This window comes from Streptomyces sp. NPDC035033 (assembly GCF_040636735.1).
Lineage (GTDB): Bacteria > Actinomycetota > Actinomycetes > Streptomycetales > Streptomycetaceae > Streptomyces.
In genome coordinates this window covers 1-24,947 of sequence record NZ_JBEZUZ010000058.1, presented here as the reverse complement: position 1 = coordinate 24,947, position 24,947 = coordinate 1, and the positions used below count along the sequence as shown (strand labels likewise).

20 protein-coding genes and 1 rRNA gene are annotated in these 24,947 nt (G+C 73.9%); 5 read left to right on the top strand and 16 right to left on the bottom strand.

Annotation, left to right across the window (positions count from 1 at the left end; genetic code table 11):
• Positions 1–479: 479 nt before the first annotated feature.
• The gene (locus AB0E83_RS22690; protein WP_362114692.1) at positions 480–1,106 is read right to left on the bottom strand and encodes an NUDIX hydrolase; all 627 of its coding nucleotides are present in this window, start codon (positions 1,104–1,106) and stop codon (positions 480–482) included.
• A gap of 73 nt (positions 1,107–1,179) precedes the next feature.
• Complete coding sequence (locus tag AB0E83_RS22685; protein WP_030751257.1) at positions 1,180–2,832, bottom strand: CTP synthase; 1,653 nt, start codon at positions 2,830–2,832, stop codon at positions 1,180–1,182.
• A gap of 563 nt (positions 2,833–3,395) precedes the next feature.
• Here AB0E83_RS22685 and AB0E83_RS22680 point away from each other — a divergent pair.
• On the top strand, positions 3,396–5,198 hold the full coding sequence (locus tag AB0E83_RS22680) for a glycoside hydrolase family 15 protein (RefSeq protein WP_362114689.1): 1,803 nt from the start codon (positions 3,396–3,398) through the stop codon (positions 5,196–5,198).
• Between the two features lie 66 nt (positions 5,199–5,264).
• The gene (locus AB0E83_RS22675) at positions 5,265–6,653 is read left to right on the top strand and encodes an FAD-binding oxidoreductase (protein ID WP_362114686.1); all 1,389 of its coding nucleotides are present in this window, start codon (positions 5,265–5,267) and stop codon (positions 6,651–6,653) included.
• Positions 6,654–6,665: 12 nt separating this feature from the next.
• Here the strand turns inward: AB0E83_RS22675 and AB0E83_RS22670 are convergent, their stop codons facing one another.
• On the bottom strand, positions 6,666–8,297 hold the full coding sequence (locus AB0E83_RS22670; RefSeq protein ID WP_362114683.1) for an NAD(P)/FAD-dependent oxidoreductase: 1,632 nt from the start codon (positions 8,295–8,297) through the stop codon (positions 6,666–6,668).
• Positions 8,298–8,358: 61 nt separating this feature from the next.
• Entirely contained in the window at positions 8,359–9,882 is a 1,524-nt protein-coding gene (locus AB0E83_RS22665) for an APC family permease (protein ID WP_362114680.1), read from the bottom strand.
• A gap of 159 nt (positions 9,883–10,041) precedes the next feature.
• Here AB0E83_RS22665 and AB0E83_RS22660 point away from each other — a divergent pair, with 159 nt between their 5' ends.
• Entirely contained in the window at positions 10,042–11,664 is a 1,623-nt protein-coding gene (locus tag AB0E83_RS22660; protein WP_362114677.1) for a PucR family transcriptional regulator, read from the top strand.
• 9 nt (positions 11,665–11,673) lie between these two features.
• Here AB0E83_RS22660 and AB0E83_RS22655 read toward each other — a convergent pair whose 3' ends face one another.
• The 5 genes from AB0E83_RS22655 to AB0E83_RS22635 all read right to left on the bottom strand — a co-directional run bounded on the left by AB0E83_RS22655 (position 11,674) and on the right by AB0E83_RS22635 (position 16,795).
• Complete coding sequence (locus tag AB0E83_RS22655; RefSeq protein ID WP_362114675.1) at positions 11,674–12,762, bottom strand: glycosyltransferase family 4 protein; 1,089 nt, start codon at positions 12,760–12,762, stop codon at positions 11,674–11,676.
• A 197-nt stretch (positions 12,763–12,959) separates the two neighbouring features.
• Positions 12,960–14,702, bottom strand: a complete 1,743-nt coding sequence (gene recN, locus AB0E83_RS22650) for a DNA repair protein RecN (protein ID WP_362114672.1) — start codon at positions 14,700–14,702, stop codon at positions 12,960–12,962.
• A 47-nt stretch (positions 14,703–14,749) separates the two neighbouring features.
• The gene (locus AB0E83_RS22645) at positions 14,750–15,667 is read right to left on the bottom strand and encodes an NAD kinase (protein WP_362114669.1); all 918 of its coding nucleotides are present in this window, start codon (positions 15,665–15,667) and stop codon (positions 14,750–14,752) included.
• A complete protein-coding gene (locus AB0E83_RS22640) occupies positions 15,664–16,479 on the bottom strand; it encodes a TlyA family RNA methyltransferase (RefSeq protein ID WP_362114666.1) in 816 nt (271 codons plus the stop codon). Before AB0E83_RS22640 ends, AB0E83_RS22645 begins: the two co-directional genes overlap by 4 nt.
• 7 nt (positions 16,480–16,486) lie before the next feature.
• Entirely contained in the window at positions 16,487–16,795 is a 309-nt protein-coding gene (locus AB0E83_RS22635) for a hypothetical protein (RefSeq protein ID WP_362114663.1), read from the bottom strand.
• Positions 16,796–16,837: 42 nt separating this feature from the next.
• Between AB0E83_RS22635 and AB0E83_RS22630 the strand changes: the two genes are divergently transcribed.
• Entirely contained in the window at positions 16,838–17,185 is a 348-nt protein-coding gene (locus AB0E83_RS22630; RefSeq protein ID WP_362114660.1) for an SCP2 sterol-binding domain-containing protein, read from the top strand.
• Here the strand turns inward: AB0E83_RS22630 and AB0E83_RS22625 are convergent.
• From AB0E83_RS22625 to AB0E83_RS22610, 4 genes are all read right to left on the bottom strand, one after another.
• Positions 17,174–18,043: an ABC transporter ATP-binding protein gene (locus AB0E83_RS22625; RefSeq protein ID WP_362114657.1), complete on the bottom strand. Its 870-nt coding sequence runs from the start codon at positions 18,041–18,043 to the stop codon at positions 17,174–17,176. The genes AB0E83_RS22630 and AB0E83_RS22625 overlap by 12 nt on opposite strands.
• A 50-nt stretch (positions 18,044–18,093) precedes the next feature.
• Positions 18,094–19,128: an iron chelate uptake ABC transporter family permease subunit gene (locus AB0E83_RS22620; protein ID WP_362114654.1), complete on the bottom strand. Its 1,035-nt coding sequence runs from the start codon at positions 19,126–19,128 to the stop codon at positions 18,094–18,096.
• A complete protein-coding gene (locus AB0E83_RS22615; RefSeq protein WP_362114652.1) occupies positions 19,125–20,105 on the bottom strand; it encodes an iron chelate uptake ABC transporter family permease subunit in 981 nt (326 codons plus the stop codon). Before AB0E83_RS22615 ends, AB0E83_RS22620 begins: the two co-directional genes overlap by 4 nt.
• Before the next feature lie 153 nt (positions 20,106–20,258).
• Positions 20,259–21,323 (bottom strand): HAD hydrolase-like protein, encoded by a 1,065-nt coding sequence (locus tag AB0E83_RS22610; RefSeq protein WP_362114649.1) that lies wholly within the window; start codon positions 21,321–21,323, stop codon positions 20,259–20,261.
• Between the two features lie 84 nt (positions 21,324–21,407).
• On the opposite strand from AB0E83_RS22610, the gene AB0E83_RS22605 reads away from it, so the two are divergent.
• Positions 21,408–22,700, top strand: a complete 1,293-nt coding sequence (locus tag AB0E83_RS22605; RefSeq protein WP_362114646.1) for a DUF1015 domain-containing protein — start codon at positions 21,408–21,410, stop codon at positions 22,698–22,700.
• Positions 22,701–22,786: 86 nt separating this feature from the next.
• Here the strand turns inward: AB0E83_RS22605 and AB0E83_RS22600 are convergent, their stop codons facing one another.
• The 3 genes from AB0E83_RS22600 to rrf form a co-directional block, all read right to left on the bottom strand.
• Positions 22,787–23,542: a tetratricopeptide repeat protein gene (locus AB0E83_RS22600; RefSeq protein ID WP_362114761.1), complete on the bottom strand. Its 756-nt coding sequence runs from the start codon at positions 23,540–23,542 to the stop codon at positions 22,787–22,789.
• Positions 23,482–24,645 carry a hypothetical protein gene (locus tag AB0E83_RS22595; RefSeq protein WP_362114758.1) on the bottom strand — a complete coding sequence of 388 codons (1,164 nt, stop codon included), beginning with the start codon at positions 24,643–24,645 and terminating at the stop codon, positions 23,482–23,484. Before AB0E83_RS22595 ends, AB0E83_RS22600 begins: the two co-directional genes overlap by 61 nt.
• 197 nt (positions 24,646–24,842) lie before the next feature.
• Positions 24,843–24,947: ribosomal RNA gene (gene rrf / locus AB0E83_RS22590) — 5S ribosomal RNA — on the bottom strand; the annotation flags it as partial.

Below are 24,947 nucleotides of genomic sequence, written 5' to 3'. Positions count from 1 at the left end.
GATCCCGCGGGGACTCCGCACGGGCGTGTACGAGCGTAGTTCAGCCCCCCGCGCGTCCCCGGCGGAGCGCGGCGGGCACATCCCCCGATCGGATCAGCCGACAGTCACACCGCCCCCCGCGCCCGGCGTCCCTGTGGGCAATCGTCCCGCTGGGGCGGGACGGGTGGGCACAGGGACGGCGCCCCCCTGCCGGGCCAAGGCTTTCCGGGCCTGAACCCGCACCCGGTGTACGGCGCCGTACGGGTGCGGGTTCAGGCCCTGGTGCGGAGGCACCCGCAAGGGTGCCGTTCCGTTGTGCCCACCCGTTCCGCCCCTTGCGGAACGCCTGCCCACAACGGAGCGGCAGCGCAGCCAACAACGAAACGGCGCGGCGGCACCGCAACCAGCCCCGCCGGGCGCAGCCCACAACGGAGCGGCAGCGCAGCCCGTGACGGGGTGGCGGGCGCGGCACGGAGCGGGGTGGTCGGGGGCCGGGGGCGTTACGACTCGAAGGGCCGGGCCGGCCAGGCCGCGTCGGCGGGGCGCAGCGCGTCCAGACCGTCCCCCGCCCGCGCGGCGACCAGCGACAGCACCCCCACCACCAGGCAGTTGTTGTGCAGCTCGCCGGCGAGGATCCCGCGCACCAGCTCCGCCAGCGGGACCCGCTCCACCTCCATGTCGGCCTCCTCCTCGGCGACCGCGTACCGCTCCCCCTCCGCCTCGGCGAGGTCGCGCGCCAGGAAGATCCGTACGGCCTCGTCGCAGCCGCCCGGGGTGGTGTAGACGTCGGTCAGGACGTGCCACTCCCCCGCCTTGGCGTGCGCCTCCTCGTACAGCTCGCGCTGGGCGGCGTGCAGCGGGTTCTCGCCGGGCACGTCGAGCAGTCCGGCCGGGATCTCCCACAGCTTCTGCCGCACCGGGTGCCGGTACTGCCGCAGCACCAGTACCCGGTCCTGGTCGTCCACGGCCAGGACGGCCACGGAGCCCGGGTGGACCTGGTAGTCGCGGCGGACGACGGAGCCGTCCGGCATGACCACGTCGTCCGTGCGGACACTCGTCTTGTTGCCCTTGAAGGGGATGGCGGAGGCGACGACCTGCCACTCCTCCGGGGTGTCCTGCACCTGCATCTGCGTCCTCCCACACACGAAAACCGGGGTACGGGCCCGTCAGGACCCGCACCCCGGCAACGTTAACGCCTTGCTACTTCTTGCCCGTCTTGCGCTCGACGGCCGCCTTGACCAGGCCCGCGAAGAGCGGGTGGGGGCGGGTCGGGCGGGACTTCAGCTCCGGGTGCGCCTGGGTGGCGACCAGGTAGGGGTGGATCTCCTTCGGGTACTCGACGAACTCGACGAGCTTGTTGTCCGGGGAGGTGCCGGAGAAGACCAGGCCGGCCTTCTTCTCCAGCTCCGCGCGGTAGGCGTTGTTCACCTCGTAGCGGTGGCGGTGGCGCTCCTCGACGTACGGCTCGCCGTCGTAGGTCTCGCGGACGACCGAGCCCTCGGCGAGCTTCGCCGGGTAGAGGCCCAGGCGCATCGTTCCGCCGAGGTCGCCGGCGCCCTCCACGTAGGCGAGCTGCTCCTCCATCGTGGAGACGACGGGGTGCGCGGTGGCCGGGTCGAACTCGGTGGAGTTGGCCTCGGGGATGCCCGCCAGGTTCCGGGCCGCCTCGATGACGATGCACTGGAGGCCGAGGCAGATGCCGAGCAGCGGCACCTTGTGCTCGCGGGCGTACTGGATGGCGCCGACCTTGCCGGAGACGCCGCGGTCGCCGAAGCCGCCGGGGATGAGGATGGCGTCGCAGTCGCCGAGCTGCTTCTCGGCGCCGGCCTGGGTCTTGCAGTCGTCGGAGGTGACCCACTTGACCTTGACCCGCGCCTTGTTGGCGAAGCCGCCGGCGCGCATGGCCTCGGTGACCGAGAGGTAGGCGTCGGGCAGGTCGATGTACTTGCCGACGAGCGCGACGGTGACCTCGTGCTCCGGGTTGTGGACGCGGTCGAGGAGGTCCTCCCAGACGGTCCAGTCCACGTCGCGGAAGGGCAGGTCGAGCTTGCGCACCACGTAGGCGTCGAGGCCCTCGGAGTGCAGCACCTTCGGGATGTCGTAGATCGACTTGGCGTCGATGGCGGCGACCACCGCGGCCTCGTCGACGTCGCACATCAGCGAGATCTTGCGCTTGATGGCGGTGGGGACCTCGCGGTCGGCGCGCAGCACGATCGCGTCGGGCTGGATGCCGATGTTGCGCAGGGCGGCGACCGAGTGCTGGGTCGGCTTGGTCTTCAGCTCGCCGGAGGGGCCGATGTAGGGCAGCAGCGAGATGTGCACGACGAAGACGTTGTCGCGGCCGACCTCGTGGCGGACCTGGCGGACCGTCTCCAGGAAGGGCAGCGACTCGATGTCGCCGACGGTGCCGCCGACCTCGGTGATGACGACGTCGACGTCGTCGGTGGCCATGCGGCGGATCCGGGACTTGATCTCGTTGGTGATGTGCGGGATGACCTGCACGGTGTCGCCGAGGTACTCGCCGCGCCGCTCCTTGGCGATGACCTGCGAGTAGACCTGGCCGGTGGTGACGTTGGCCGAGCCGTCGAGGTCGACGTCGAGGAAGCGCTCGTAGTGGCCGATGTCCAGGTCGGTCTCGGCGCCGTCGTTGGTGACGAACACCTCACCGTGCTGGAAGGGGTTCATCGTGCCCGGGTCGACGTTGAGGTACGGGTCGAGCTTCTGCATCGTGACCCGCAGGCCCCGGGCCTTGAGGAGCGCACCCAGGCTGGAGGCGGTGAGGCCCTTGCCGAGCGAGGAGGCGACACCCCCGGTGACGAAGATGTGCTTGGTCGTCGTGGATTTGGGCGGCATCGCCAAGAGGGGGCTCCCGTGGTCGCGTTCTGGAGGTGCGAAGCGGCAGGTCCTCCGGGAGAATCGGGGGTGCCGTCGCTGCGGTTTCGGGGGTCTCGGCCGAGCGCCGTTTCCCACCGGTCCACGGGGTACCAGGGTATCAGTGACCGCAGGAGACCGCTTCCGGCCACACGGTCGGCACACCGGCCGACCGGGTGGGACGGGCCGTGTGGGGGCCGTCCGGGGGACCCGGAGGCCGTGGGAGGACCCGTGCGCACGTTCGTGGAACATTCCGTTCACCCGGATGGAGCAGCGCGTTACCGGGGTGATCATCAGGGTGATTAAGGTGCGGACCATCCCGCCCGGGCGTCGTCGCCGGGCGGCCGGCCGACGGCACCACCCCGCCCGTGGAACCGGACCGGGAGCCCTGTCGGCCCCCCTCGACCCGCTGCCTGGGCCGGCCATCCCGCACACTGGCACCGCGGGCACCTCTCGCACCCACCGCAGGTCTCGCGACGCGCGGACGCGACACCCGCAGCACGCGCCCCGAGGGGCGGACAGGCCGTTCGACTGGAGTGAAGCACGTGGCCGGGCGTATCGAGGATTACGCACTCATCGGAGACATGCAGACCGCGGCGCTGGTCTGCCGGGACGGCAGCGTCGACTGGCTCTGCCTCCCCCGCTTCGACTCGCATGCCGTCTTCGCGGCCCTGCTCGGTACCGAGGAGCACGGCTTCTGGAGGGTGGGCCCGGCCGGCCCGGACGACGCCGAGCCGGCCCCCGCCGACCGCCGCCGCTACCGGGGCGACTCGCTGATCCTGGAGTCGGAGTGGGACACCCCGCGCGGCACGGTCCGGGTGACCGACTTCATGCCGCCGCGCGACGGCGCCCCGCAGCTGATCCGGATCGTGGAGGGGGTCAGCGGCCGGGTGCCGATGCGCTCCGCGCTGCGGATGCGGTTCAGCTACGGCCGGATCGTGCCCTGGGTGCACAAGGTCGGCGAGCGGACGGTCGCGGTGGCCGGGCCCGACTCCGTCTGGCTCGACACGGACGCCGAGACCCACGGCGAGCACCTCACCACCTACTCCGAGTTCACCGTCACCCCCGGCGACCGGATCGCCTTCACCCTCTCCTGGCAGCCCTCGCACCGGCAGCCGCCGGCGCTGCCGGACCCGGAGGGCTCCCTGGAGGCGACGGCCGACTTCTGGCGCGAGTGGGTGGCCCACTGCACGTACCACGGCCCCTACCGGGAGGCCGTGGTCCGCTCCCTGATCACCCTGAAGGCCCTGACGTACGCGCCGACCGGCGGGATCGTCGCCGCGCCGACCACCTCGCTGCCGGAGGAGATCGGCGGCGTGCGGAACTGGGACTACCGCTACACCTGGCTGCGGGACGCGGCGATCACCCTCTCCTCGCTGCTGCGCACCGGCTACCGCGAGGAGGCCCGCGCCTGGCGGGAGTGGCTGCTGCGCGCGGTCGCCGGCGACCCGGAGAACCTCCAGATCATGTACGGCATCGCGGGCGAGCGGGAGCTCGGCGAGGCGGAGCTGGACTGGCTGCCGGGGTACGAGAACTCGGGCCCGGTCCGGGTTGGCAACGGCGCCGCGAGCCAGCTCCAGCTCGACGTGTACGGCGAGGTCACCGAGGCCCTGCACCTGGCGCACATGACGGGCCTGTCCCGCAACGACTACGCCTCCCTGCTCCAGATCAAGCTGATCAACTACCTGGAGAAGAACTGGGACCAGCCCGACGAGGGCATCTGGGAGGTCCGCGGCCCGCGCCGGCACTTCACCCATTCCAAGGTGATGGCCTGGGTGGCGGTCGACCGCACGATCAAGCTGATCGAGTCCGGCGACGCGGACGGCCCGCTGGAGCGCTGGCGCGAGCTGCGCGACGAGATCCACCGGGACGTCTGCGACAAGGGCTACGACAAGGAGCGGAACACCTTCACCCAGTCGTACGGCTCCAAGGAGCTGGACGCCTCGCTGCTGCTGATCCCGCAGATGGGCTTCCTGCCGCCGGACGACAAGCGGGTGATCGGCACGATCGAGGCGATCCAGCGGGAGCTGTCCACGGAGGACGGTTTCGTGCTGCGCTACCCGACGGCCGGCGAGGAGGCGGGCGTCGACGGTCTGGAGGGCGACGAGGGCGCCTTCCTCGCCTGCTCCTTCTGGCTCGCCGACGACCTGGCGATGATCGGCCGGGTCGACGAGGCCCGCACCCTCTTCGAGAAGCTGCTGTCGCTCCGCAACGACCTGGGGCTGCTCGCGGAGGAGTGGGACCCGCGGCTCCAGCGGCAGGTGGGCAACTTCCCGCAGGCGTTCAGCCACGTCCCGCTGATCGACACCGCCCTGCGGCTGACGGCGAGCGGCGCCTACGGCGGCTGAGGGGCGCCCCCGGGGGCCCGGACCTACGATGAAGGTGTCCTGGCCCCCGTACGAAAGGGGGGCGCCATGGCTCCCCACACCACCGTTCCGGAGACTGCCCTGGCCGGGCTCCGCGAGGATCTGGCCGGTGAGGTGTACGTACCCGGCGATCCGGGCTACGACGGGGCCAGGGCCGTCCACAACGGGATGATCGACCGGCGGCCCGCGGTGATCGCGCAGTGCGCGGGCCCGGCGGACGTGTCCAACGCGATCCTCTTCGGGCGGGAGACGGGGCTGCCGATCGCGGTGCGCGGCGGCGGGCACAGCGTCGCCGGGGCCTCGGTCGTCGACGGAGGGCTCGTGGTCGACCTGCGCCGGATGCACGCGGTCGTCGCGGACCCGGAGCACCTGACGGTGCGGGTCGAGGGCGGCGCGACCATGGGCCACCTCGACCGGGCGACCCAGCCGTTCGGGCTGGCGACGACGGGCGGGCGGGTCTCCACGACGGGGGTCGGCGGCTTCGTGCTCGGCGGCGGGTCCGGCTGGCTGGAGCGGAAGTTCGGGCTCGCCTCGGACAACCTGCTGGCGGCCGAGCTGATCACGGCGGAGGGGAAGCACGTGGTGGCGAGCGCGGAGGAGAACCCGGAGCTGTTCTGGGCGCTGCACGGCGGCGGGGGCAACTTCGGGGTGGCCACCTCGCTGACGCTGCGGCTGCACGAGCTGCCGCGCATGAGCATGGCCCTGCTGCTCTTCCCGCCCCGGTACGGGCCCGAGGTCGTGCGCGCCTACCGGGACCTGGGCGAGCGGGCGCCGGACGAGATCGGGGGCGGGGTCATCTTCTTCCCGGCCCCGCCGGAGCCGTTCGTCCCCGCCCACCTGGTCGGGCGGCTGGTGTGCGGGGCGCTGGTGACGTGCGCCGGGCCGGTGGCCCTGGTCCGGGAGGCCGCCGAGCCGCTGCTGGCGCTGCGGCCGGTGGTGGAGGTCGTCACGGACATCCCGTACGCGGACCTCCAGTGCATGATCGACGACCCGCCGGGGCTGCGGAACTACTGGTCGGCGGAGTACCTGCGCGCCCTCCCGGACGAGGCCGTGGACGTCTTCGCCGCGCGGGGCGAGCGGATCCCGGAGGGGACCGCCACCCAGCACGTGCTCTTCCTGATGGGCGGGGCGGTGGCGGCCGGTCCGTCCGGGTACCCGCTGCCGTGGCGGACCGCGCCGTGGGTGGTGCACCCGTTCGCGACCTGGGAGGACCCGGCGGACGACGGGCGGGCGGTGCAGTGGGTGCACGACGTCCGGACCGACATGCGGCCGTGGTCGACGGAGACCGTCTACCTCAACTTCATCGGCGACGAGGGCGAGAGGCGGGTCGTCGCCGGGTTCGGTGCCGAGAACCTTCCGCGGCTCGCCGCCGTGAAGGCGGCGTACGACCCCGACAACGTGTTCCGCCTCAACCACAACGTCCGGCCGGCGGCCTGACCCCCGCCGTCGTCACCGCAGGGCGTCGATCACCTCCCGCGCGGCCCGCTCGCCCTCGGTGGCGCCGCCCTCCATGAAGCCCTGGAAGTCGTACGAGCAGTGCTCGCCGCCGATGTGGACGTTGCCCTGGGCGGTGCCCTCGTACCCCGCGTACCGGTGGAGGTAGCCCACCGGCCAGCAGGAGTAGGCGCCCAGCGCGTTCGGGTTCTTGTGCCAGGCGGAGAGCTGGGCGCGGCCGTTCCAGGCGCGCGAGGTGCCGGGGAAGAAGGAGTCGATCCCGGCGAGGTAGCGGCTCACCAGGTTCCGCACGTACGGGTCGGCCTCGGTGGAGAAGGGGCCGGCCGGGTTCAGGTTCCGGGCGAGGCTGCCGCCGTTGTACTGGATGAGGATGCCGCCGGTGCCGCCCTGGATCTTGGTGGTGTCCCAGGTCTGCTGGACGTCGAGGTCGGTGAAGCAGTCGCCGGCGGAGACCCCGGGCCAGGCGCCGGTGCCGCGCCAGGGGCGGGTGCCGAACTGCATGTTGAGCTTGGTGCAGTAGCCCATGCGGGCGTCCCGCAGCAGGTTCGTCATGAGCGGGTCGAAGCCGGCCCGGGTGAGGTCGAGCCGCTTGAGGATCGGCAGCGGGACGCAGAGGACGGTGTGGTCGGCGGTGACGGTCCGGGTGGTGCCGCCCTCGGTGAAGGTGAGGGTCTGGGTGCCGTCGGCATTGGCCCGGACCGCCTGGAGGGTCCAGCCCATCCGGAGGGTGCCGGGGTTCAGGGCGCCGGCGATGGCGTTCGGGAGCCGGTCGTTGCCTCCGACTATGTGGTAGCGCTCGTTGGACAGGCCCCAGATGTTGAAGTTGCCCGGATTGGTCTGGTAGCCCATGAGCAGGACGAGGGCGAGCGAGGACTGTTCGGTGGTGTCGGCGCCGTACTCGACGTTGTAGGCGACGTCGATGAACTGTCCGAGCGGCGAGGCGTGCCCGCCGGGGACGCGGCTCTCGATCCACTCGTACACCGACATGGTGTCGAGGGCGGTTCCGGTGGGGGTCGTCCGGTTCCAGAGGACCTCCCCCGCCTCGGAGAGGTCGCGGCGCAGCGCCTGGTAGACGCCGTTGAAGTCCTCGTCGGCCTGGTGGCGCGGGTAGTAGCCGCCGTCGAACCAGAGGACCTCCTCGGCGCCGTTGGGTCCGCCGCCGAGGAAGTCCTCGGTGGTCAGGCCGAAGCGGCGGCAGAGTTCCAGCATCTTCTTGTGGCTGGTGTCGATGAGCTCGCCGCCGATCTCGGAGGTCTGCCCGTAGGCCCAGTGGTTCCGCTGGGTCCACATCCGGCCGCCGACGCGGGCCGGGTCGGCTTCGTAGAGGACGGGGGCGAGCCCGGCGTCCTGGAGGGTGAGGGCGGCGGTGAGTCCGGCGATGCCGGCGCCGACGACCGCGATCCGGGCGTCGGACCGGACCGGCGGGTCGGGGACGGCGGCGACGGCGGGGGCGGCCGCGGCGGAGACCGCGATCCCGGCCGCGGCGGCCGCCTTGAGGAGGGTGCGGCGGCCCAGCGGGTCGCCGCGCAGGCCGCGGAGCTCGTCGACGGGGAGGCCGAGCCGGCGGGCGTCGGCGTGGTCGGCGGCGAGGCGGTTCAGGAGGTGCATCGGGTTGGTGCGTGCCATGGGGCGCTCCTGGAGAGGTGGGGGTTCGGCCGGTGGCGGTGCCGGCCGTACGGCCGCGGGGTCAGCCGTGGACCGCGGTGACGGGTTCCGTCTGCTCGTCGTCGCGTTCGGCGGCGTCCTCCAGGACGATCCGGCCGATGATCTCGTAGCGCGCGGGCTGCCTGGCCTTGAGGTAGAGGCCGAGGCCGAGGCCGCCGAAGAAGACGGCGCCGACGATCCACGGGATCGCCTTGAAGAAGAGGGAGTCGGCGGCGAGACCGGCCGCGGTCTCCATGTTGACGACGAGGAGGACGACGACGGCGGTCATGCCGATGCCGCCGAGGAGGGGTGCGGTGAGGGTCTTGAACCAGTGCCGGTCCTCGGGGTGGTTCTTGCGGAAGTAGCCGATGACGGCGAAGGAGCAGAGGGTCTGCACGATGAGGATCGCCATCGTGCCGAGGATCGCGAGCAGGGTGTAGAGGTGGATGTAGGGGTCCTGGCCGGTGAGCCAGAAGGCGCCGACGAGGAGGACGGCGATGGCGCTCTGCGCGAAGGAGGCGATGTACGGGGAGCCGTGCCGGCGGTGGGTGCGGCCGAGCGCCGGGTGGAGGAAGCCCTCGCGGCCGATGGCGTAGAGGTAGCGGGAGGCGCACTGGTGGAAGGCCATGCCGCAGGCGAAGGAGCCGGTGAGCAGCAGCCACTGGAAGGCGTCGACGGCCCAGGCGCCGATGTAGCTCTGGGTGGGGGCGAAGAAGAGGTCGAGCGGGGTGGCGGAGGACGACAGCTTCACGGAGCCGGCGAGGCCGTTGCCCGCGATCGTCATCCAGGAGACGTAGATGTAGAAGAGGCCGACGCCGATGACGGAGATCAGGGTGGCGCGGGGGATGACGCGCTTGGGGTCGCGGGACTCCTCGCCGTACATGGCGGTCGACTCGAAACCGACCCAGGACCAGAAGGCGAAGAAGAGGCCGAGGCCGGCGGAGGCGCCGGTGAAGGCGTTCTTCGGGTTGACCGGCTCGACGGGGATGCCGTCGGGGCCGCCGCCGTGGATGAGGACGGCGGTGGCGACCGCGAAGAGGACGGCGATCTCCGCGATCAGCATGACGCCGAGCGCCTTGGCGGTCAGGTTGATGTCGAAGTACGACAGGACGGCGGTGACGGCCAGCATGACGGCCGCGTACAGGATCCACGGCAGGTCGACGCCGAGCTGGTCGGCGACGGTGGTCTTCGCGAAGTAGGCGAAGACGCCGACGATGGACGCCTCGAAGACGATGTACGCGAGGACGGCGAGCATGCCGGAGGCCATGCCCGCGATCCGGCCGAGGCCGTGCGAGATGTAGCCGTAGAAGGCGCCGGCGGCGGTGATCCGCTTGGCCATGGCCACGTAGCCGACGGAGAAGACGGTCAGGACGAGGGTGGCGAAGAGGTAGCCGGCGGGGGCGCCCGTGCCGTTGCCGAAGCCGACGGCGATCGGGAGGTTGCCGGTCATGGCCGTGATCGGCGCGGCGGTGGCCACGGCCATGAAGACGACGCCGACGAGCCCGACGGAGTTCGCCTTGAGCCGGTCGACGCGCGGGGCCGGCTTCGGGGTGGAGGTGTCTGCCATGGCGGGAGAGCATCCACCGGAGTGACGTAGGCCACAAGCGACATTCGGTCGTACAAATCCCGCCGCGCCACGACGAGTTGTCGCCCCTGTGTGCGATCGGACCGGCCCCGTGACCGTGGTGAGATGTCCAGGAAACACCATCGGCGATAGCGTCCGCCCATGGACACGCAGGGCGGCATCACCGTACAACGGGCACTCGAACTCCCGGGGCTCCGCAGCGGCCTCCCGGAGGTCGTCGCCGGCGCCGACCGGCTCCAGCGGACCGTGCGGTGGGTGCACGCGGGCGAGGTGCCCAACATCGCGTCGCTGCTGAAGGGCGGCGAGCTGCTGCTGACCACCGGTCTGGGCCTGGGCACCCGCCCGGCCGAGCAGCGGGCCTTCGTGCGGCGCCTCGCCGACCGGGGCATCGCGGCGCTCGTCGTGGAGCTGGGTCCGCGCTTCGCCCGGCTGCCGGCGACGATAGTGGAGACCGCCCGGGCCGCCGGGCTGCCGCTCGTCCAGCTCCACCGCGAGGTGCCGTTCGTCGCCGTCACGGAGGAGATCCACACCGAGATCGTCAACGGCCACTACGCGCTCCAGCGGCGGGCCGAGGAGATCCACCGGCAGTGCACGGAGGCGCTGCTCGGCGGCGGCGGGGTCCCGCAGGTGCTGCGGATCCTCTCGGACTTCGCCGCGAACCCGGTCTTCCTGGAGACCGCCGAGGGGCAGCTGCTGTACGCGGCGGGCACCGAGTCCGGCCCCGCCGACCCGCTCCAGGTCTGGGACGGGCTCCGCGGCCAGCGCGCGGCCCGCGAGTCGGGCCCGCCGACCGGCACGGTCCTCGTCGACGTCCCCGGCGGGGGCCCCGGCACGGGCTCGGTCCGGGCCCGCCTCGTCCTCCTGGCGGTCTCCGGCGCCCTCTCCCCCGTCCACCGGATGGCCGCCGAACGGGCGGCCGGGCTCCTCGCCGTCGTCCTCATGCAGGCCCGGCAGGAGGAGGAGCTGGCGGCGCGCGGCCGCGGCGACTTCCTGACGGACCTCGCGGAGGGCCGGATCTCGGCGGAGGACGCCCCGGCGCAGGCCCGGGTCCTCGGCTTCAAGCCGGGCGAGGGCCCGCTGCTGCCGGTGGTCATGCGGCTGGCCCCCGAGCTCTCCCCGTCCGGCAGCTGGGCGCTGCTCGCCCGCGCCGTCCACGAGGAGCTGTCCGCCGTCGGCGTCCCGGCCCTGCTCGGCGTCCGCCCGGTCGAGGGGCGGGTGCCGCTGCTCCTGGGGCTGCGCTCGGAGTCGGAGCGGACGGCGGTCGCGGACCGGGTCGCGGCGGCGCTGCGGGCCGGCGTGGAACGGGCCGGTCTGGAGGGCGCCGGCGCGCACCCGCCGGTCGTGGTCGTCGGCATGGCGGGCGGCTGGGCGGCGGCGTCGGCGGGGCTGCGGCACGCGGCGGAGACCGCGACGGCGGCGCAGGGCCTCACCGACCGCCCCTGGTACGACGCCCGGCGCCTCGACATCGACCTGCTGCTGTGGCGGCTGCGCGACCACCCGGACCTGGCGGCCTTCGTCGACCGGGCGATCGGCCCGCTCCGCGACCACGACCGCGCCTCGCGCCCCCCGCTGCTGCCCACCCTGGAGACGTACCTGGCGCACGCGGGCCGCAAGGCGGAGACGGCCCGGGAGCTCCACCTCAACCGCCAGACCCTCTACAACCGGCTGGGCCGCATCTCCGAGCTCCTCGGCACGGACCTGGACGACCCCCAGACCGTCCTGGCGCTGTCGCTGGCGCTCCGGGCGAGGCGGCACACGCCGTAGGGACCGCGCCTAACGGCCCGACAGTTCGTCGTAGACGCTGAGGACGTGGGCGACGGTGTCGTCCTCCGTCGGCCACGTCCCCGCCTGCACCCGGCCGGCCGCCGCGAGGTCCATCCGGCGCTCCTCGTCCTCCAGCAGGCCGCGCACGGCCGCCGCGAGGGCGCCGGCGTCGCCGTACGGCACGAGTTCGGCGGCGTCGCCGACGAGTTCGGGGACGCCGCCGACGGCCGTGGCGACCAACGGCACGCCGAGCCGCAGCGCCTCCTGGGCGAGCAGGGACCGGGCCTCCCAGCGGGACGGCAGGACGGCGACGTCCGCGGCGGCGAGGAGTTCGGCGACGTCGTCGCGCCGTCCGATGAGCCGGACGGCGAGCCCTTCGGCGACGATCCGCCGCTGGAGGGCGGCCCGTTCGCGTCCCTCGCCGGCGATGACGAGCAGCGGCTGCGGGTCGAGCTCCCGCCACGCGCGCGCGGCGTCGAGCAGCGTCCCGTACCCCCGGCCGGGTTCGAGGGCGCCGACGGCCATGAGCAGCGGCCGGTCGACGGCGCCGAGTTCGGCCCGGGCCTTGCCGTCGTGGAGGCAGACGGGTCCGCCGGCGGCTGGCACGGTGACGGGGGCGAGCCGCGCGTCGCGGGCCCCGCGCCGGCGGGCCCGGTCGACGAGGTCGGAGGAGGTGCCGAGGACGACGGCCGCCGCCCGTACGGTCCGCCGCTCCAGGAGCCGGACGAGCCCGGCCCGGGGCCCCTCGGCGGGCGGGCGGCCGTGCCAGGTGGTGACGAGCGGGGTGCGGGCGGGCCCGATGCCGCCGGAGACGGCGAGCGCGGCCCGGACGGAGGCGTGCAGGCCGTGGGCGTGGACGACGTCGGCGCCGATGCAGGCGTTGCGGAGCACGCCGACGGTCGCCGGGTCGTTGCGGCGCGGCAGCGGCACGACGTGCGCGCCGACCCCGGAGTAGTCGTAGAGGCGGTCGAGTTCGGCCGGGGCGCACACGGTCACCCGGACGCCCCGCGCCACCAGCCCCGAGGCGAGTGATCGGACGTGCGCGCTGCTGCCCGCGCTGCCGCCGCCCAGCACCTGGACCGTACGGAGCTGTGTCACGCGCCCAAGGATGCCAGTCCGGGCGCCCGACCGTACGCACGTTCCGGCACCGACGTCGCGTCGTTCCCCGCCCCGACGCGCCACCGCACCCCCGAGTTCACCCGTCCGAGCGAGCGCGCACCGTCATCCGCGCGCCCTTTCGCGCGGGTGCCCGCCCCCTCCCGTGAGGGGGCGGGCACCCGCGCGGGGGTTCCGGCTCAGCCGTCGGCCCTGGCCGTGGCCAGCAGTTCCTCCGCGTGGGCGCGGGCCGTCTCGGAGTCCTCCTGGCCCGCGAGCATCCGGGAGAGCTCCCGGACCCGCTCCTCGCCCTCCAGGACGGTGACGCCGGAGCGGGTGACCGAGCCGTCGTTGGTCTTCTCGACCAGCAGCTGCCGGTCGGCGAAGGCGGCCACCTGCGGCAGGTGGGTGACGACCACGACCTGCGCGGTGCGGGCGAGCTTGGCGAGCCGGCGGCCGATCTCCACGGCCGCCTTGCCGCCGACGCCCGCGTCGACCTCGTCGAAGAGGTACGTCGGCACCGGGTCGACCCCGGCGAAGACGACCTCGACCGCGAGCATCACCCGGGAGAGCTCACCGCCGGACGCGCCCTTGGCGATGGGCCGCGGCGGGGCCCCGGGGTGCGGGGCGAGCAGCAGCTCGACCTCGTCGGCGCCGGCCGGCCCGTAGGCGACCCGCCGCCCGCCGACCTCGACGCCCTCCTCGTCCTCGGTCTGCCGGACGGCGAAGGACACCCGCGCGTGCGGCATGGCCAGCGAGGCCAGCTCGGCGGTGACCGCCTCGGCGAACCGGTCCGCGGCCTCCGTCCGGGCGTCGGTGAGCCGCTGGGCGAGGACGGACAGCTCGTCGCGCAGCCGGTCCCGCTCGGCGGTCAGCTCCCCGATCCGCTCGTCGTCGCCCTCCAGCTCCCCGAGCCGCTCCGCGCTCTCCTCCGCCCAGGCCAGGACGGCCGCGACGGAGTCGCCGTACTTCCGGGTGAGCTGGGTGAGCGCGGCCCGCCGCTCCTCGACCGCGGCGAGCCGCAGCGGATCGGCGTCCAGGTCGTCCGCGTACCCGGCCAGCTCGCCGGCCACGTCGGAGAGCAGGATGGAGATCTCCCCCATCCGGTCGGCGAGCGCGGCGAGCGCCGGGTCGTGCGCCCGTACGGCCTCCAGGGCCCGGCCCGCACCGGCGACCAGCGTGGTCGCGTCGACGGACTCCGGGTCCTCCGGGTTCCCGGCCAGCGCGGCGTGGGCGAGCGCGGCGGCGGAGGCGAGGGCCTCGGCGTGCCCGAGCCGCTCGGCCTCGGCGGCCAGCTCCACGTCCTCGCCGGGCCGCGGCTCGACCGCCTCGATCTCGCCGAGCCCGAAGCGCAGCAGGTCGGCCTCCTGCGCTCGCTCACGTGCCCGGGTGGTGATCTCGTCCAGCTCGGCGGTGACGGCCCGCAGCCGCCGGTACGCCCCGGCGTAGGCGGCCAGCGGCACGGACACGGCCTCGCCCGCGTACCGGTCGAGCGCGCCGCGCTGCCGGGCGGGCTTGAGCAGGCCCTGCTGGTCGGTCTGGCCGTGGACGGCGACGAGTTCGTCGGCGAGCTCGGCGAGCAGCCCGACGGGCACCGCGCGCCCGCCGAGGTGGGCCCGCGAGCGCCCCTCGGCGGAGACGGTGCGGGTCACCAGCAGGGCGCCCTCGTCGAGTTCGGCCCCGGCCTCCTCGGCCCGCAGCGCGGCGGGCGCGCCGGGCGGCAGGGTGATCCGCCCCTCGACGACCGCCGAGGCCGCGCCGATCCGCACCAGGGCCGGGTCGGCCCGTCCGCCGAGCAGCAGCCCCAGGCTCGTGACGACCATGGTCTTGCCCGCGCCGGTCTCACCGGTGACCGCGGTGAAGCCGGGCGACAGCTCGACCACCGCGTCGTCGATGACTCCGAGCGACCGTATCCGCATCTCCTCCAGCACGCCCCAGACCATACGAGGTTTCCGGGCCGCGACGCGACATCACCCCCGCCGCGGGGTGATCAGTGGGGCGCGCCCCGCCACCCCGAGACCGGCAGGGCGAACTTGGCGACGAGCCGGTCGGTGAAGGAGGCGTGGTGGAGCCGGGCGAGCCGGACCGGGACGGCGCCGCGCCGGACCTCGACCCGGGCGCCGGAGGGCAGCTCGACGGTCCGCCGCCCGTCGCACCACAGCACCCCGTGCGGGGTGTGCGGCTCGACCTCGACGGCGAGGACGGAGTCGGGGGTGGTGACGAGCGGCTTGGCGAACAGCGCGTGCGCCCCGATCGGCACCATGAGCAGCGCCTCCACCTCGGGCCAGACGACCGGGCCGCCGGCCGAGAAGGCGTACGCGGTCGAGCCGGTCGGCGTCGCGCAGATCACCCCGTCGCAGCCGAAGCCGGTGACGGGCCGCCCGTCGATGGCGAGGACGACCTCCAGCATCCGCTCCGGGGAGACCTTCTGCACGGCGGCCTCGTTGAGCGCCCAGTCGCGGTGCAGGACGTCCCCGTTCTGGTAGACGGCGACGTCGAGGGTCATCCGCTCCTCGACCTCGTACGCCCGGGTGACGACCCGGTCGACGACCTTGTCGAGGTCGTCGCGCTCGGCCTCGGCGAGGAAGCCGACCCGGCCGAGGTTGACGCCGAGCATCGGCACGCCGGAGGCGCGGGAGAACTCGGCGCCGCGCAGCAGCGTCCCGTCACCGCCGAGGACGATGATCAGCTCGCAGCCGTCGATCGCCTCGGGGCAGTCGTCGGGGATCCTCTCCACGGCGGGCGGCAGCGGCAGGTCGGCCGCCTCCGCCTCCAGCACCCGGACGCCGATGCCGCTGCGCAGCAGCCCCAGGACGACGAGTTCGGCGCTGCGCACGGCGGCCGGCCGGCCGGTGTGCGCGAGCAGGAGGACGGTACGTGGTTCTTGTGGTGCCGCTGTCTGTGTCAACGAGGTCCCTCCGCCACGGCGCGGTCGACATCCGCCGGATCGAGCGCGGGCGCCCCGGCCCGCAGCCACAGAAAGTACTCGACGTTCCCCGACGGGCCGGGCAGCGGACTGGCGGTGACGCCCAGCACGCCGAGTCCCAGCTCCGCCGCCTGCCGGGCGACGTTCTTCACCGCGTCGGCGCGCAGCTCGGCGCTGCGGACGACGCCGCCGGAGCCGAGCCGCTCCTTGCCCACCTCGAACTGGGGTTTCACCATCAGGACGAGGTCGGCGTCCGGCGCGGTGCAGGCGACGAGCGCGGGCAGCACGAGGCCGAGCGGGATGAAGGAGAGGTCGCCGACGACGAGGTCCACGGGGACGCCGTCGATGGCGTCGAGTGTCAACTCGCGGACGTTGGTGCGGTCCTTGACGGTGACCCGCTCGTCGCTCTGGAGCGACCAGGCGAGCTGTCCGTAGCCGACGTCGACGGCGACGACGTGTCCGGCGCCGGAGCGCAGCAGCACGTCGGTGAAGCCGCCGGTGGAGGCGCCGGCGTCCAGCGCGCGCCGGCCCTCGACCCGCAGTCCGCGCGGGACGAAGGCGGCGAGGGCGCCGGCCAGCTTGTGGCCGCCGCGCGAGACGTAGTCGGGGTCGGAGTCGTCCTGGGAGACGACGATCGCCGCGGCGGTCTCGACCTGGGTGGCGGGCTTGGTGGCGACGGTCTTGCCGACGGTCACCCGGCCCGCGGCGATCAGCTGGCTGGCGTGCTCGCGCGAGCGGGCGAGTTTGCGCCGGACCAGCTCGGCGTCGAGGCGGCGGCGTGCCACTCCTGCCACGGTGGGTTCAGCTCCTGGGGTCGTGCGGACGGGACGCGGAGGCGGGGTGCGCGTCGAGCGAGGTCAGTTCGGCGCGCAGTCCTCCGTGTACATCCTCGTACACCGCGAGGTGTCCGTCGGCCGGGAGGCGGTCGGCCTCGGCCAGCCGCTCCAGGAGCGCGTCGACGGCCGGCAGCCCGGTGGGCTCCCGGGGGACCCCCAGGGGCGTGGGGGCCGCGGGCTCCTCCGCCCCGCCGTCGCCGCCCGCGGGACCCGTACGGTCCCGGGTCGCCGGATCCGTACCGGGGTCGCCGGCGTCCGTCATCGCTTCGCTCATGCCCCGACGCTATCGCGAAGCCCTGGGGTACGGTCGACGGCGATGGCGACGATCACGGAGTGCCGCGACGCACTCGACAAGCTGGCGGACAACCTGGCGGGGGCGGGCGGCGACGTCCGGGGGGCGGCCGCGCTCGACCGCACCCTGAGCTGCCACCTCACGGACCTCGACACGACCTTCACCGGCCGGCTCTCGGGCGGCCGGATGGCCGTGGAGTCGACGGTGGCGGGCCCGCCGCCCCAGAAGGCGCAGATCCGGCTGGCGATGACCGGCGACGACCTGGTCGCGCTGGTGGACGGCCGGCTGAACTTCGCGAAGGCGTGGGCCTCCGGCCGGGTCAGGCTGGAGGCCGGCTTCCGCGACCTGCTGCGGCTGCGCTCACTTCTGTAGGGCGGGCTCCTGGGAGGTCCCCTGCGCGGCTTCCTGCGCGGGGACCGGTCGCCGGGCCCGTGCCTGCCGCCCGGCGGGCACGACGAGCGGCGTACCGGTCTCCGGGTCGTCGATGACCTGGCAGCGCAGCCCGAAGACCCGCTCGACCAGCTCGGCGGTCACCACCTCCGACGGCGGGCCCTCGGCGACGACCTCGCCGCCGCGCACCGCGATGAGGTGGGTGGCGTACCGGGCCGCGTGGTTGAGGTCGTGCAGGACGGCGACGAGCGTCCGCCCCTGCGTCTCGTGCAGCTCGGCGCAGAGGTCGAGGACGTCGATCTGGTGCTGGATGTCGAGGTACGTGGTCGGCTCGTCGAGCAGCAGCAGCGGGGTCTGCTGGGCGAGCGCCATGGCGATCCACACGCGCTGGCGCTGGCCGCCGGAGAGCTCGTCCACGAACCGGTCGGCGAGCTCGGCGACGCCGGTGGACTCCATCGACTCCCGGACGATCCGCTCGTCCTCGGGCGACCACTGGCGCAGCAGGCCCTGGTGCGGGTAGCGGCCGCGGGCGACGAGGTCGGCGACGGTGATGCCGTCGGGGGCGATCGACGACTGCGGCAGCAGGCCGAGGGTCCGGGCGACCTTCTTCGCCGGCATCGAGTGGATCGACTGGCCGTCGAGCAGCACCCGGCCCTGCGTCGGCTTGAGCATCCGGGACAGGGCGCGCAGCAGCGTGGACTTGCCGCAGGCGTTGGGGCCGACGATGACGGTGAAGGAGTTGTCCGGGATCTCGACGGACAGGTCGCGGGCGATGACCCGCTGCTCGTACGCGAGGGTGACCGACTCGGCCCCGAGGCGCTGCTGCTGCCGATCGCTCATGGGGGTGCTCCTGGTGTCCTTGACGGGTGCGTGCGGGGTCGGGGGCGGGGTCATATCCGGCCTGCCTTGCGCTCGCTGACGAGCAGCCAGAGCAGGTAGCAGCCGCCGAGGATGCCGGTGATGACGCCGACGGGCAGCTGGCGCTCGCCGAAGGCGTTGCCGGCGATCCAGTCGGCGCTCAGCAGCAGCGCCGAGCCCATGACGGCGGAGACCGCCAGGTTGGGGCCGGGCGCGCGGGTGAGCCGGCGGGCCAGCTGGGGCGCGCTGAGGGAGACGAAGACGATGGGGCCGGCCGCCGAGGTGGCGACGGCGACGAGCAGCACCGCGGAGGCCATGAGCACGATCCGGGTCCGCTCGACCTTCACGCCGAGCGCGTACGCGGCGTCGTCGCCCATCTCCAGCATCCGCAGCGCCCGGCCGTGGCCGAGGACCAGCGGCACCAGCACGCAGCAGACGGCGAGCAGCGGCCAGAACTGGGTCCAGTCGCGCCCGTCGAGGGAGCCGGTCATCCACACGGTGGCGCGGGTGGCGTCCACCAGGTCGGCTTTGGTGATGAGGTAGTGGATGACGGAGGTCAGCATGGCGGCGGCGCCGATGCCGACGAGCACGAGCCGGTAGCCGTGCACGCCCCGCTTCCAGGCGAGCAGGTAGATCGCGGCGCCGGTGACGACGCCGCCGACGACCGCGCCGAGGGCGGTGGCGACGGCGCTGCCCTGGAAGAGGACGATGACGGTGAGCGCGCCGACGGTGGCGCCCTGGCCGAAGCCGATGACGTCCGGGCTGCCGAGCGGGTTGCGGGAGACCGACTGGAAGACGGCCCCGCCGAGGGCGAGCGCCCCGCCGACGAGGATCGCGACGAGGACCCGCGGCAGCCGCAGCTCCATCACCGCGAACTCCTGGACGGCCGTCCCCCGGCCGAGGAGCGTGTCGAGGACCTCGCCCGGCGTCATCGGGAAGTCGCCGGTGCCGACGAGCACGGTGCCGAGGGCGAGGGTGAGCAGGATCAGCCCGAGGCCGCAGAGCGCGGCCCGCGGCGCGTACCGCACGGAGAGTCCGCCGCCGGTCCGCAGGGTCTTGGTGGTCACAGCTGGGCCATCCTCTTGCGGCGTACGAGTCGGATGAAGACGGGCCCGCCGACGAGGGCCGTCACGATGCCGACCTGGAGTTCGGCGGGCCGGACGACGACCCGGCCGAGGACGTCGGAGCCGAGCAGCAGCACGGGCGCGAGAACGGCCGCGTACGGCAGGATCCACCGCATGTCGGGCCCGGTGACCGCCCGGACCATGTACGGCACCATCAGGCCGAGGAAGACGATCGGGCCGCACGCGGCGGTCGCGGCGCCGCACATCAGGGTGACGGCGACCATGGCGAGGATCCGGGTCCGGTTGATGCTCACGCCGAGCGCGCGGGCCGCGTCGTCGCCCATCTCCATGGCGTTGAGCGGCCGGGCGATCCCCAGCGCCAGCACGGCGCCGACGGCGATGAACGGCGCGACCCGGCCGACGGTGTCCATGTCCGCGGAGGCCAGCGAGCCGACGGTCCAGAAGCGGAGCCGGTCGAGGGCGGCCGCGTCGAGCAGCTGGACGGCGTTGACGTAGCCGTACAGGGCGGCGGTGGCGGCCGTGCCGGCGAGCGCGAGCCGCACCGGGGTGGCACTGCGGCTGCCGCCGAGCACGTACACGACGACGGAGACGACGGCGGCCCCGACGAAGGCGAACCACACGTAGTCGCGGACGTCGGTGACGCCGAGGAAGGCGATGGCCGAGACGACGGCGGCGGCCGCGCCGGCGTTGACCCCGAGCAGCCCGGGCTCCGCCAGCGGGTTGCGGGTCAGCCCCTGCATCACCGCGCCGGCCAGCCCCAGCGCGAGGCCGACGAGCAGCCCCAGCAGGGTGCGCGGCACGCGCACGTCGTGGATCACGACGTCGTTGCCGACGCCGCTGTTGTGGAACAGTCCGTGCCACACGTCGCCGACCGGCACCGCTTTGGCGCCGATCATGATGCTGAGGACACAGACGAGCAGCAGGGCGCCGACGGCCGCGAGCAGCCCGAGGGCGCGCACGGTGTTCCGGCGCCTCGGAGACTGCCCGGACTTCGTCGACTCCGCGCTCGTACGGGAAGGAGTCTCGACCAACACGCAGTTAGGTTAGCCTACCCAACATTGATCTAGGAGGGGTCGGTGGCCCCGAACACCGGAGGCCACCGCCCGAAGCCCCTACAGCCCGAGCCGCGCCAGCGCCTTCCCCGCGTCGAGACCGCACGCCCCGGCCCCGGCCCGCGTCCACGCCGCCCCGCACAGCGCCCGCACCCCGTCGAGCACGTCGGTCCCGCCGGAGTCCTCCAGCACGAGCCGCTCGCCGCTCACCGAGGCCCGCCACCGCCCGCACCGGAAGGCGCCGTCGCCGTCGGCCACGACCTCCGGCTGCCCGGTGAGCAGCCCTCGCAGATCGGCCGCCACGTACGTCGGCCGGTGCTCCGGCACCGCCGCGAGCAGCGCCGCCACGTCGGTGACACCGGTCAGCACGAGCAGCGAGTCGACTCCCCCGTTGAACGCGCCCTCGATGTCGGTGTCCAGCCGGTCCCCGACGACCAGCGGCCGCTCCGCCCCCGTCCGCAGCACGGTCTCCCGGTGCATCGGCGGCAGCGGCTTCCCCGCCACCTTCGGCTCGGCCCGCCCGCCGGTGGCGATCCGGACGACCTCGACGGCGGCTCCGTTGCCGGGCCCGATCCCGCGCGCCCCGGGGATCGTCAGGTCGGTGTTGGACGCGTACCAGGGCAGTCCCCGGCCGACCGCGTACGCGGCTTCCGCGAACCGGCCCCAGGCCATGTCCGGGCCGCCGTACCCCTGGACGACGGCGACCGGCCCGTCGTCGGCCGACTCGACGGGCACGAGCCCGCGTTCGCGCAGCGCCACCCGCAGCCCCTCGCCGCCGACGACGAGCACCCGGGAGCCCTCGGGCACGTCCTCCGCGATGAGCCGCGCCACGGCCTGCGCCGAGGTGACGACGTCCCCGGCCTCGGCCGGCACGCCCAGCTCGGTGAGGTGCGCGGCCACCGCGTCCGGCGTCCGCAGCGCGTTGTTCGTCACGTACGCGAGCCGCATCCCGCCGTCCCGCGCCGCCCCGAGCGCCGGCACCGCGTGCGGGATCGCCGCCCCGCCCGCGAAGTACACGACCCCGTCGAGGTCGAGCAGCGCCGTGTCGTACGCCTCGCTCAGCGCGACCGCGCTGCCGCCGGGCCGGCTCCGCCACGTCCGCCGCTCCTGGCCGTCTCGCGCCATGACCACCGCTCCTCACTCCACCGCCGGAAAATCCCCCGCTCCCCCGATCATCGCTCATCGCCGCCGCGCGCCTACGATGACGAGATGAACACCTCAGGTCACGCGGCCAGCGACGTCCGCGACGACACGGCGGGGCTGCGCCTGCATCCGTTCCGCGGCATCCGGTACGTCCCCGAGCGGGTCGGCAGCCTCGCGGCCGTGACGTCCCCGCCCTACGACGTCGTCGTACGACCTGACGGACTGCTCCACCTGGAGTCCGCCGACCCGCACAACATCGTCCGGCTGATCCTCCCCCAGGCGGTCACGGCGGGCACCCGCCACCGCAAGGCGGCGGTCACCCTGGACCGCTGGCTGGCCGAGGGCGTCCTCGCCCCCGACCCGGACCCGGCGCTGTACGTGTACGAGCAGCGGGGCGACGGCGTCCTCCAGCGCGGCATCATCGGCGCCCTCGAACTCTCCACCCCCGACGAGGGCGTGGTCCTCCCCCACGAGGACGTCATGCCGCACGTCGTCGAGGACCGCGCGGCGCTGATGCGCACGACCGCCGCCAACCTGGAGCCGCTGCTCCTCACCTACCCGGGCGACGGCGACGGCGCGGACGCCGTCATCGAGCGCGCGGTCCTGCGCGAGCCGCTGCTCGCGACGACGACGGAGGACGGCTTCCGGCACCGGCTGTGGGCGGTCACCGACCCGGCCGAGCAGACGGCGGTGGCGACCGAACTCGCCCGCCACCAGGCGCTGATCGCCGACGGCCACCACCGCTGGGCGACCTATCTGCGCCTGCGCGACGAGCACCCCTCGCCCGGCCCCTGGGGCCAGGGCCTGGTGCTGCTCATCGACACGGCCCGCTATCCGCTGCGGGTCCGCGCGATCCACCGTCTCCTCAGCCGCCTGCCGGTCGCCGACGCCCTCGACGCCGTCGGCGACGCCTTCCGGGTCCGCCGCGTCGAACGCCCGCTCCCCGAGGCCCTGGAGGCCCTGGCCGGGGCGGCCGCCGAGGGCAACGCCTTCCTCCTCGCCGGCGACGGCGCCTTCCACCTCCTGGACCGCCCCGACCCGGCGCTGCTGGCCCGCACGGTCCGCGCGGACCGCCCCGAGGCGTGGCGCACCCTGGACGCGACGGTCCTCCACGCCACGCTCCTGGAACACGTCTGGCACGTGCCGGACGCCCCCGAGGACATCGCCTACATCCACGACACGGCGGCGGCCGTCGCCCAGGCCGAGCGCCGCGGCGGCACGGCGGTCCTGATGCACCCGGTACGGGAGGAGGTCGTCCGGGACCTGGCCCGCCAGGGCGTCACGATGCCCCGCAAGTCGACCTCGTTCGGCCCCAAGCCGGCGACGGGCCTGGTCCTCCGCAGCCTCGCCCTCGACTGACGCCCCGGAGAGCGGCGGAGAACGACGCAGAACGACAGAAGGGGCGGCACCCGACGGGTGCCGCCCCTTCCTCATGTCACCGCTTCTCAGCTCTCGTCGTCCTCGACGTCCTCGTCGACGACGTCCGTGGCCTCGTCCTCGGTCTCGGCCTCGTCGTCCGACTCGTCGAAGGCGTCGACGAACTCGACCCCGTCCAGCTCGGCGAGCCGGTCGGAGGCGTCCGTCGCCCCGTCCTTGTCGGCCTCCAGGGCCTTGGCGAACCACTCGCGGGCCTCCTGCTCCCGCCCGGCGGCGAGCAGGGCGTCGGCGTAGGCGTACCGCAGCCGCGCGGTCCACGGGTGGTGGGCGCTGGACGCGAGCTCGGGGCTCTGCAGGGTCACGATGGCGGCGTCGAGCTGCCCCATGTCCCGGCGGGCGCCGGCGGCGACGAGCCGCATCTCGACCTGCCCGGCCTTGTCGAGCTTCTGCACCTCGGGTTCGCCGGCCATGGCGAGCGCCCGCTCGGGCCGGCCGAGGCCGCGCTCGCAGTCGGCCATGACGGGCCACAGGTCCACGCCGCCGCTCATCCGCCGCGCGGCCCGGAACTCGGCCAGTGCCTCGGCGTACTTCTGGTTGGCGTACGCGGCGAAGCCGGCGGCCTCGCGGACGGCGGCGACGCGCGAGGCGAGCCGCAGGGCCACCCGGGAGTACCCGTAGGCCTTCTCCGGGTCCTCGTCGATCAGCTGCGCGACCATGACGAGGTTGCGGGCGACGTCGTCGGCCAGCCCCTTGGGCAGGCTCATCAGCTCCTGGCGCACATCGGCGTCGATCTCCTCACCGGTGACCTCCGGCGGGATCGGCAGCCGCTTGATCGGCGCGCGGTCGCTCCGCTCCCGGTCCCCGCGGTCGTCACGACGCCCGTACCCACCCCGGTCGTCCCGACCCCGGTACCCGCCGCGCTCGCCACCCCGGTCGTCCCGCCGGAAGCCACCACCGCGGCTGTCGTCCCGCCGGAACCCGCCACCGCGCTGGTCGCCACCCCGGTCATCGCGCCGGAACCCGCCACCACGCTGGTCATCGCGCCGGTCGTCCCGACGGAAACCGCCACGCTGGTCGTCCCGACGGTCATCACGCCGGTAGGACGGACGGTCGTCCCGACGGAACGACGACGGCCGCTCATCACGCCGGTCATCCCGACGGAACCCACCGCCGCGCTGGTCGCCACCCCGGTCATCGCGCCGGAACCCGCCACCACGCTGGTCGTCACGCCGGTCGTCCCGACGGAAGCCACCACGCTGGTCGTCCCGACGGTCATCACGCCGGTCGTCACGCGGGTAGGACGGACGGTCGTCCCGACGGAACGACGACGGCCGCTCATCACGCCGGTCATCCCGACGGAACCCGCCACCGCGCTGGTCGTCACGCCGGTCATCGCGCCGGAACCCACCACCCCGCTGGTCACCGCCACGGTCATCCCGACGGAAACCACCACGGTTGTCATCGCGGCGGTCGTCCCGACGGAACCCCCCACCGCGCTGGTCATCACGCCGGTCATCGCGACGGAAACCACCACGCTGGTCGTCCCGACGGTCATCACGCCGGTCGTCACGCGGGAAGGACGGACGGTCGTCCCGACGGAACGACGACGGCCGCTCATCACGCCGGTCATCCCGACGGAACCCGCCACCACGGTTGTCGTCACGACGGAAGCCGCCACCGCGCTGGTCACCACCACGGTCATCGCGACGGAAGCCGCCACCACGGTTGTCATCGCGACGGAAGCCACCGCCCCGCTGGTCACCACCACGGTCGTCACGGCGGTCGTCACGACGGAAACCGCCACCGCGGTTGTCGCCGCCACGGTCGTCACGACGGAAGCCACCGCCGCGGCTGTCATCGCGGCGGAAGCCGCCACCACCACGGTTGTCGTCCCGGCGCGGCCCACGGAAGCCGCCCCGGTCGCCACCGGCACCGTCCCTGCGACGCGGCTCGCGCTCCGGACGGTCGTCGGGAGAGTTGGTGGACATCGGTGTGACTCCTGTCTTCGGGTACTGCAGTCATTCTCGCGCAGCCGGCACCCAGCCGCGCCTCGGCAAAGTCAAGCAAAAACAAAAGGACCCCTGGTCCCAGCGTGAACGCTGGGACCAGGGGTCCTGAAGAATTGTTCGGCGGTGTCCTACTCTCCCACAGGGTCCCCCCTGCAGTACCATCGGCGCTGAAAGGCTTAGCTTCCGGGTTCGGAATGTAACCGGGCGTTTCCCTAACGCT